Genomic DNA, 9,451 nt, shown 5'->3' on the forward strand with positions numbered 1-9,451 from the left:
CTTTTCGGTCACTTGTTTGACCGCCTGGATTTTGAATTCTTCGGGATATCGCTGGTTGCTCATGGCACCTCCTAATGGGCCTCATTTTAAGGCTTGGAGGTGTCTACGAAACTAGGGGCGATTCAAGGTGTCGACTTGATTCGGGTTCTAGTGGTCGATGACCATGATCTTGTGCGTACAGGCATCACCAGAATGCTGGCCGATATCGAGGGCCTGCAAGTGGTCGGTCAAGCCGAGTCCGGTGAGGAGTCGCTGATCAAGGCGCGTGAGCTAAAACCGGATGTGGTCTTGATGGATGTCAAAATGCCCGGTATTGGCGGCCTCGAAGCTACCCGCAAAATGATGCGCAGCCACCCTGACATCAAAGTGGTTGCAGTGACTGTGTGCGAAGAGGATCCGTTCCCGACGCGGCTGTTACAGGCTGGGGCTGCCGGGTACATGACCAAGGGTGCCGGTCTCGCAGAAATGGTCCAGGCCATTCGCCTGGTGTTCGCCGGCCAGCGCTATATCAGCCCGCAAGTGGCTCAGCAGCTGGCGCTCAAGTCGTTCCAGCCTGCCAGCGACTCGCCGTTCGATGCCTTGTCCGAGCGAGAAATCCAGATTGCCCTGATGATTGTCGGCTGCCAGAAGGTCCAGGTGATTTCCGACAAACTTTGCCTGTCCCCGAAAACGGTCAACACCTATCGCTATCGGATATTCGAGAAGCTGTCAGTCAAAAGTGATGTGGAACTGGCCTTGCTGGCTGTCCGGCACGGCATGGTAGACGCTGGTTGACGATGACTGACAAGTTCGATGCCAGTGCGTTTCTTTCGACCTGCAGCGGTCGGCCCGGCGTGTATCGCATGTTCGATGGCGATGCGCGACTGCTTTACGTGGGCAAAGCCAAGAACCTCAAAAAGCGCTTGGCCAGCTATTTCCGCAAAACCGGCCTGGCGCCCAAAACAGCGGCGCTGGTGGGGCGTATCGCGCAAATTGAAACCACCATTACGGCTAACGAAACCGAGGCGCTGCTACTTGAGCAGACCCTGATCAAAGAGTGGCGGCCGCCGTATAACATCCTGTTGCGCGACGACAAGTCCTATCCCTACGTATTTCTGTCGGACGGCCAGTACCCGCGCCTGAGCATTCATCGCGGCGCCAAAAAACTGAAGGGCAAGTATTTCGGACCTTACCCCAGCGCCGGGGCCATTCGTGAAAGCCTGAGCATCCTGCAAAAAACCTTTATGGTGCGCCAGTGCGAAGACAGCTACTTCAAAAACCGCACCCGTCCTTGCTTGCAGTATCAGATCAAGCGCTGCAAGGGGCCTTGCGTCGGGCTGGTTGACCCCCAGGTGTATGCCGAAGATGTGCGCCACTCAGTGATGTTCCTTGAAGGCCGCAGCAGTGCGCTGACCGACGAGTTGAACAGCGAGATGGAGCAGGCCGCCAGCACCCTGGACTTTGAACGCGCTGCCGAAGTGCGTGACCAGATATCGTTGCTGCGCCGGGTTCAGGATCAGCAAAGCATGGAGGGCGGCACCGGCGATGTGGATGTCATCGCCGCGTTCGTCAACCCGGGCGGTGCCTGTGTGCATTTAATCAATGTGCGCGGCGGGCGAGTGCTGGGCAGCAAGAACTTCTTCCCCCAGGTCGGTATCGAGGAGGACGTTGCCGAAGTCATGGCCGCCTTCCTCGGGCAGTACTACATCAGCAGCCCTGAGCGCGATCTGCCGAGCGAATTGATCGTTAACGTCGAGCATGAAAGTTTCGACGCAATCATCGATGCCATCGAGGCCCTGCGTGGACGGGAACTGGCCATCAGTTACCGTGTGCGCGGCACCCGTGCCCGCTGGCAGCAATTGGCGGTGACCAATGCCGAGCAGGCTCTGGGGGCCCGCCTGGCCAACCGTCTGCATGTGGCGGCGCGCTTTGAAGCCCTGGCTCAAGTGCTCAAACTCGATGAGATCCCGCAACGGCTGGAGTGCTATGACATCAGTCACTCCAGTGGCGAAGCAACGGTTGCGTCCTGCGTGGTATTTGGCCCTGAAGGTCCGATCAAGTCCGACTACCGGCGTTTCAACATCGAGGGTGTCACCCCTGGCGATGACTATGGCGCCATGCATCAGGCACTGATGCGCCGTTTTAGCCGGCTAAAAGAGGGCGAGGGCAAGCTGCCGGACATTCTGCTGGTGGATGGCGGCAAGGGGCAGTTGTCGATGGCCCGGGATGTGCTCAATGAACTGGCAATCCCGGACCTGGTGTTGCTCGGTGTGGCCAAGGGCACCACCCGCAAGGCAGGCTTCGAAACCCTCTACCTGAACGACGCGGCCCATGAGTTCACGCTCAAAGGTGATTCGCCGGCCTTGCATCTGATCCAGCAGATCCGCGACGAAGCTCACCGCTTTGCCATTACCGGGCATCGTGCCCGGCGTGGCAAAACCCGGCGCACCTCAACCCTGGAAGGCATCGCCGGGGTAGGGCCGACCCGCCGTCGCGACTTGCTGAAGCATTTTGGCGGGCTGCAGGAGCTGACCCGTGCCAGCATCGAAGAAATCGCCAAGGCGCCGGGGATCAGCAAAAAACTCGCAGAGCTGATTTATGCGAATCTGCACAGCGAATAAATAACCCTTGGCCCCGGGTTCTCTTCACAAGACCTCAAACCTGCCCCTGTCGCTTAAACTGGCTGCTCAGCAGGGCAGCCGATTCTGGTATGGTTGGGGTCTGTCACATTATCCGACTTGTGTGGGAACTCCGTTAGACATGCACCGGGAATGCTCCTAGAATTTGTCTCTCAGACCGCAACACCGAGTAGACTGCCCCCCTCACCTCGTAGCCAGTTGTGCCGATGAATATCCCTAATTTGATCACCGTACTACGCGTTCTGCTGATTCCTTTCTTTATTCTGTTGTTCTATCTCCCCTATAGCTGGAGCTATGTGGCCTCCAGTTCAGTCTTCGCATTTGCGGCGGCGACGGACTGGCTCGACGGATACCTGGCCCGGCGGCTGGAGCAAAGCACCCCGTTTGGCGCTTTCCTGGACCCGGTTGCCGACAAGCTGATGGTCGCTGTAGCCCTGGTTTTGCTGGTGCAGGAACATCACAACGTGTGGCTGACCCTGCCTGCCGCAGTGATCATTGGCCGTGAAATCGTAATCTCTGCGCTCCGTGAATGGATGGCAGAGCTGGGCGCGCGGGCACAAGTTGCCGTGTCCAACATGGGCAAGTGGAAGACCGCGGCACAAATGCTGGCGTTGATCATCCTGCTGGCCAATCCGTCCGATTTCAGCTTCTGGGTAGTGGTGGGTTATGCACTGCTGCTGGTCGCTGCGGGGCTTACCCTGTGGTCGATGGTGCAGTATTTGCGGGCTGCCTGGCCGCATTTGAAGACCACCTCGACCAAATAAATAAAACTTTTTGAATCAAGGGCTTGACGCATTTTTTGATTCATATAGAATGCCGGCACCAAGACGCGGGAATAGCTCAGTTGGTAGAGCACGACCTTGCCAAGGTCGGGGTCGCGAGTTCGAGTCTCGTTTCCCGCTCCAAATTATGATCTACAGAGTTCCATTGAAGTCTGTAAGTCATTGAAATCAGGACCTTTGGGTCCTTTTTTCGTTCCAGTGAAATCTGCTGAAAACCACCGCCAGCAAGTCTTTTTAAGTCCATTTTTGAGTCCAGAGTAAAAACGGCGGGGTTGACATCGGTTTTTTGCTGGAGGAGCGCACGCGGCGAGCGAAACATCAGGTCCTGACCTTACGTTCAGGAGCTCGATCATGGCGCTTTCAGACCTCACTATCCGGCAAGCCAAAGCCACTGGTAGCCACTACACCATCAACGATATCGATGGCCTGTCCCTCGCGGTTTCCGGTGTGGGCGGTAAGTCCTGGCACTTTCGCTACTACTGGGCCGACAAGCAAAAGCGGATGTCTCTTGGAACCTATCCAGAGGTGAGCTTGCGGGAGGCTCGTGCACTACGCGATGGTGCACGTGTGCTTCTCAGCAAGGGCGTGAACCCGCGGCTTGATCGCAAGCAGAAACGTCAAGCCGTCCAGCTTGCCGATCAGAACACCTTCAAAATCGTGTATGAAAAATGGCTCGATCATCGATGCCTGGTGCTCAAGGAAGGGCGTCAGAGCACCCTGTCGCAGATTCGTCGCGTCTTTACCAAGGATGTTCTGCCGATGATCGGCCGCAGGTCCATCTACGAGCTGCAGCGCCCCGACCTTCTTGATGTTGTCGCACAGATTGAGCGTCGAGGCGCACTGACGGCGGCGGAGAAGGTCCGCACCTGGTTTCGCCAGCTGTTCCGCTATTCGCTCGTCATTGTGCCAGGCCTGCAGCAGAATCCTGCGTTTGATCTGGATGTGGTAGCGCTGCCTCAGCCGCCCGTTCGCCACAATCCGTTTCTTCGGATGGAAGAATTGCCGGGCATGCTGCAGCAGTTGCGCAACTACCCGGGTCGGCTGCAGACGCAGTTGGGACTTCGGCTTCTGCTGTTGACCGGCGTGCGTACGGGGGAGCTCCGACTCGCCACGCCGGATCAGTTTGATCTGGCGGCGGCTCTGTGGATCATCCCGCCGGAGGTAGTGAAGCAGCTGCAGCTTGGGATGCGTAAGGCTGGCAAGCGCGCTAGTGATATTCCTCCCTACATCGTTCCGCTGTCTGAACAGGCCTTGGAGGTGGTGCGTTACCTCCTGGATCATCTGAGGCCGGCACAGCGGTATCTATTGGCGCACAACAGCAATCTCACCAAGCGCATCAGTGAGAACACCCTGAACGCCGCGCTGAAGCGGATTGGCTATGCGGATCAGCTAACGGGGCATGGCATTCGTGGAACCCTATCGACGGCGCTGAACGAAATTGGGTATCCGAAGATTTGGGTGGATGCGCAGTTGTCACACGCGGACCCAAACAAGGTTAGCGCTGCCTACAATCACGCCGAGTATGTGGGCCAACGGCGGCGCATGATGCAGGATTGGGCTGATCGGCTCGATCTGTTCGAGCAGAATCAGTTTGAGGTCGCGAGCAGGCATCTGACGGTTCGAATCGAGGCGGTACCGCGGACTGCTGGAGGAGAGGGCAATCTCGCCTCGGCAGCAGAAGCTGGAGATATGCTCGTGCCGGCCAAATTCGGGGCCGCTCCCATGCCGAAACCGGTTGCGGAGAAACAACGTATCTCGGCTATCACAGGGCCAATGGCGAGCAATCTCAGTACGATTTCGGATCAACGAGAGAAGCTTAAGATCTACAACTCACCACACAATTTGCCGGCCGAAGTTTTCGCTAAGCTATCGGGCAGGTCGCGCCGCTGGATCAGCTACGAGATCAAAGCGAAAAGGGTGTTGGCACTGGCTTTTGGTAATCTTGGCCACCGGATTCCCGACTGGCACTTGGATCCCACCAAGCATATGCTCGTGCAAAAGGTCTTGAGCGAATTTCCGGAGGCTGATGCGTGGGAGTTGTACAAGGCTCTAACGCGCTCGGAGGTTGCTCTCGACGGGCAGTCAGCTGTCAGTGTGGTGACCGCAGCGACTATCAGCTCAGTGTTTGCAGTCCTCTCTCAAAGCCTAGGAGAATCGCCAGGTCTGCATTAGAGGAACCAGGTCGCTCGACCCCATGTATGGGGTGCAAGGGGTAGAGTGTTCGAATCACTCCGTCCCGACCATCTATTCTCAAGAAATCCAGGAGCTTAGCGGTTCTTGGATTTTTTTATGGGCACGTGTTTTGTCCCGCCCGAGATTTTGTCCCCACTTTTTGCCCCACCCAGATTTTCGGTCCTCGAATGGCACTCTTATGCGTTTCATCGCGGGCTGCGAGGTGAATCTGGTGCTCGGCACCAACCTGGTGGCGCAATGCCAGCCTTCAAGGTAGCATTTGCTCCACGAAAACACAGGGATGTAGCCAATGGAATTGCTAGCCGCTTTTGCGGGGATCGTGGCGTTTGTTTTTTTGGTAAAGAACACCAAGGCTCAGGGTGTTATTAGCCAGCTTCGCCTCGAGCTCGGCGCTAGGAAAAATGATCTGTCTGCGATGGAGGACGAGAAAGTCGAACTGACCCGTCAACTCCAGCAAGCACTTCACGAGCTCAAACGCTTTGAAGGAATTATTGACGCCGAAGCCGAGGCGGAGCGCGTCTCCGAAGAGACTAAGTCAGAGCGCGCGCGTTTATTGCAGCTTGCACAGTCCAGGGTCGAGCAGGCAGAAATGCGATTAGCGCAGGCAATCGCAGATGCCGACAAGATCGTGGGCAACGCCAAGACGCAAGCACTGGAAGTTGCGGGTGACGCGCTCGAGGCGCAGGGGAAGGCCAAGCAATATACGGAAGCCGCCCAAGCGATGAAAAACATCATCGAAGGTTACGGCGACGCCTATATCGTTCCGACCTATAACCTCCTTGATGAGCTTGCCGAAGAGTTCGGCTTCACCGAAGCGGGCCAGCAGCTGAAAGCGGCTCGTGATTATAGTCGGCTGATGGTGAAGACTGGTCGGGCCGCCAACTGCGCGTATGTCGAAGCCAATCGACGAGAGATTGCCATCCGATTTGTAATCGACGCATTCAACGGCAAAGTTGATTCCATCTTGTCTCGCTCGAAGTCTGATAATCACGGCAAGCTAGAGCAGGAGATTCGAGATGCCGCTGCGCTGGTGAATCTCAATGGCGCATCGTTTCGTAATGCGCGAATCAGTGATGACTATCTGAAATCCCGCTTAGAGGAGCTGCGCTGGGCCGTCACAGCGAAGCTCCTCAAAGAGCAAGAGCGTGAGGAGCAGCGTCAGCTCCGAGAGCAAATTCGTGAAGAAGAAAAGGCTCGCCGAGAGTTCGAGCGGGCAATCAAGGATGCCGCCAAGGAAGAGAGCACACTCCGAAAAGCTCTCGAGAAGGCCCAGGAACAGGTTGCCGCTGCAACCGCTGCGGAGCGGGCGACCTTCGAATTCAAGCTTGCGGAACTTCAGGAGCAATTAAAGGCTGCCGAGGATAAGAACCAGCGAGCTTTATCGATGGCCCAGCAAACCCGTGCTGGCCATGTGTATGTGATTTCGAACATCGGATCGTTCGGTGAGCAGGTCTTTAAGATTGGTATGACGCGCCGACTCGAACCGCTTGATCGAGTACGTGAACTGGGGGACGCGAGCGTGCCATTTGAATTTGACGTGCACGCCTTGATATTCAGTGACAATGCGCCGGGGCTCGAAAAGCAGCTCCATCGCCACTTTCTTCGGGAGCAGGTAAACAAGGTAAATCCACGCAAAGAATTTTTCCGGATAGGTTTACCTGCCATTCGACAAGAGCTTGAGGCGCTGGGGGTAGAAACGCAGTGGACGATGAGCGCGAAAGCGAGAGAGTATCGAGAAAGTCTGCGAATCGAAGAGCAGATTCTAGATAATCCCGCCATCGCTGCTGAGTGGACACGCCACCAGTTGGAAGTGGAGGAATCCATTGAGCAGGCTGAGGAGGAGATTGTCGCTTAAGTGTTTGCACGCATGGGGCGGTTGAGCTTGTGACTGAGCTTAGTAACTGACTCCGACAGCAATGGTAATTGTGATGGCGTAATGTCAGCAGTGCACAAAACAACTGGTTGATCCCGGGCAATGGCAGGTGACACCCATCGCTACGTTTCGATCAAACTGAGAAATGGATTGTTTGTAAGCCCGTCTTGGCTGAGTTCTAGTGGATCTTTTATTAGATAGCCGTTCAGTTTTCCGCGCTTACGGGGACCTTGCACGTGGCAGGCCCAGATGTTCTCGCCGTTTGGCCTACGCCGGTGGATGTTCATTTTTTCGAATCCTTTTTGCACGCTTGGCCATGTTTCTGTCCTATCCAGGTGAGCTGCTCGCTCATGACACTCCATCGCGTAGCGTTGGAATATTCCCGGTGTTACTAGGAAGTAAGTATCGGTGACTGTATGCACCTTGGCCTGGCTGTCATTGATGATCAGCACATGGTCCCGAAGGCCGGCCCGCAACCACTCCAGGAAGTGTTTTCCAAGATCGTTGTTTTGCTCCGTGGTGTTCCGTGCGTTGGCCGGTGCGACACCCTGATCGGAATCTGGCATCTCAAACAGTTCCAGTAATGGCCCCAGATAGTCGCTGTCATCCGCTTCGGGTGGATAGATTCCTGGCGGCTCCGAACTCCGCGGATTGTGTGTCGAGGGCTGGCCTAGCGCGGGCGGGGAGGGGCAGTTTGGACCACTTGATGCTGATGGGTGAGTTTGGTCAGGTTCAGTATCAAGAACGGGGTCTACCGCCCCTAAAAATTCCGGTGGCCGGGTTTCATCCCGCCAAATGAGCGACGGTTGCAGTCGCAGGAAGGTGAATTGTTGCTGCCAATCACCGTCGACGACTGCCGCTCTCCAAACTGCCTTGCCTTCGCTGTTGGCCTCAACCAGTCCATGGGACTGGAGCTCGTCGAAGAGTGCGATGTTGGATGAAGGCACGCCATCAATGGACTGTGCCAGCAGGTAGGCTCTGACCTTGTCTGCGGCTACCTTACTGACCAGCCACAGGGCGTCCGCTGTGAGCCAGCCAGCAGCGCCGACCTGGTTGAGCTTCAACTCATTCTTCAGTAGATGGCGCAGTGCGCTAAGCAGATGATGCTGCAGCGACGTCACAGGCGCCAGCAGCGCTTTGGCGGGATTGCCGCCGATGTTCTGAGCGGTCGATATGCGGTCAGCCTGGGTGACCAGTTCGCCGAGTGTGCCGGCATGTTCGTACTGACCGGCTAGCATGTAGAGCAGGCTACTCCATAGCGCTGGGTAACCGCTGAGCCAGTCCAGAATGTCCCAATCGAGAATCTGAGTGAAGACCAGTCCTGCGGCCGCGTTGTGCAGTTTGTAGTCGCGACCGCTGACATAGCGAAAGCGGTAGGGATGTTCCAAGGGACCATGCCACGGATGCCAGCGCTGGCCGTTGAGGTACTCCACCTCTAAGTCGACGGCCACTTTGCCGATGTCGTGCAGGAGTGCCCCGTAGCCGATGGCTGCCGACCAGGCATCCGCTTGCACGGCCTGATCCTCGGGTGCGGCCGTGGCAGGCAGGAGGTGGGACTGACGCAACTTCAGTGCGGTGGCCACCAGTTCCAGGCCATGATCGAGCATGCCGCCGGCATAGGCGTGGTGATGGCTTTCACTGGCGGGGAGCAGTTGGACGTATTCGGCATAGCGTAACAGCGGCTGTCGGTAGAGCTGCTCGAACTGTTCCGGTGACAACGCGGTGTACTGCCAGATGCGTTCCATCAGCCGTTGACGGTGTGGTTCAGCCAACAAATGGGTGGGAGGGTGCACCGGCGTCCAGCCTACCGGTACCCCAGGAGCAGGCTCTGACGGTATAGGGCCCTTTTTCCGTTCAAACTGAATCGCCCCGGGTTTCCTAGACACTCTCCAGGCTCGCTGCGTAACGCTTTTCAAACTCTACCGGTGACAGCTGATTGTTGAAACTGTGGCGTCGTTTTGGGTTGTAAAACATCTCGATGTAAT

General features: G+C 56.6%; 6 protein-coding genes and 1 tRNA gene. 6 read left to right on the forward strand and 1 reads right to left on the reverse strand.

The features are described 5' to 3' along the window. The first annotated feature begins 135 nt into the window (after window positions 1-135). The 6 genes from uvrY to EQV90_RS21455 all read left to right on the forward strand — a co-directional run bounded on the left by uvrY (window position 136) and on the right by EQV90_RS21455 (window position 7,448). Window positions 136-774 (forward strand): UvrY/SirA/GacA family response regulator transcription factor, encoded by a 639-nt coding sequence (gene uvrY / locus EQV90_RS21430; RefSeq protein WP_003445030.1) that lies wholly within the window; start codon window positions 136-138, stop codon window positions 772-774. A gap of 2 nt (window positions 775-776) precedes the next feature. After that, window positions 777-2,600: an excinuclease ABC subunit UvrC gene (gene uvrC / locus EQV90_RS21435; protein ID WP_010657433.1), complete on the forward strand. Its 1,824-nt coding sequence runs from the start codon at window positions 777-779 to the stop codon at window positions 2,598-2,600. Between the two features lie 224 nt (window positions 2,601-2,824). Continuing rightward, a complete protein-coding gene (pgsA, locus tag EQV90_RS21440) occupies window positions 2,825-3,382 on the forward strand; it encodes a CDP-diacylglycerol--glycerol-3-phosphate 3-phosphatidyltransferase (RefSeq protein WP_003445025.1) in 558 nt (185 codons plus the stop codon). 65 nt (window positions 3,383-3,447) lie between these two features. Then, window positions 3,448-3,523 (forward strand) — tRNA-Gly (locus EQV90_RS21445). A gap of 228 nt (window positions 3,524-3,751) precedes the next feature. After that, on the forward strand, window positions 3,752-5,572 hold the full coding sequence (locus tag EQV90_RS21450) for an integrase arm-type DNA-binding domain-containing protein (RefSeq protein WP_240878656.1): 1,821 nt from the start codon (window positions 3,752-3,754) through the stop codon (window positions 5,570-5,572). A 310-nt stretch (window positions 5,573-5,882) separates the two neighbouring features. Then, window positions 5,883-7,448, forward strand: coding sequence for a DUF4041 domain-containing protein (locus EQV90_RS21455; RefSeq protein ID WP_200656412.1), 1,566 nt, complete (start codon window positions 5,883-5,885; stop codon window positions 7,446-7,448). 140 nt (window positions 7,449-7,588) lie between these two features. On the opposite strand, the gene mobH is transcribed toward EQV90_RS21455, so the two are convergent. Next, the gene (gene mobH / locus EQV90_RS21460) at window positions 7,589-9,304 is read right to left on the reverse strand and encodes a MobH family relaxase (protein ID WP_240878657.1); all 1,716 of its coding nucleotides are present in this window, start codon (window positions 9,302-9,304) and stop codon (window positions 7,589-7,591) included. Window positions 9,305-9,451 lie beyond the last annotated feature (147 nt).

The organism is Pseudomonas sp. TMW22089, from assembly GCF_022496645.1.
GTDB classification, from domain to species: domain Bacteria; phylum Pseudomonadota; class Gammaproteobacteria; order Pseudomonadales; family Pseudomonadaceae; genus Aquipseudomonas; species Aquipseudomonas paraversuta.

Excerpts from the sequence above, each read along its gene's own strand:
- uvrC (WP_010657433.1), top strand. The coding sequence starts at position 777 with ATGACTGACAAGTTCGATGCCAGTGCGTTTCTTTCGACCTGCAGCGGT.
- pgsA (WP_003445025.1), top strand. The coding sequence starts at position 2,825 with ATGAATATCCCTAATTTGATCACCGTACTACGCGTTCTGCTGATTCCT.
- EQV90_RS21450 (WP_240878656.1), top strand. The coding sequence starts at position 3,752 with ATGGCGCTTTCAGACCTCACTATCCGGCAAGCCAAAGCCACTGGTAGC.
- EQV90_RS21455 (WP_200656412.1), top strand. The coding sequence starts at position 5,883 with ATGGAATTGCTAGCCGCTTTTGCGGGGATCGTGGCGTTTGTTTTTTTG.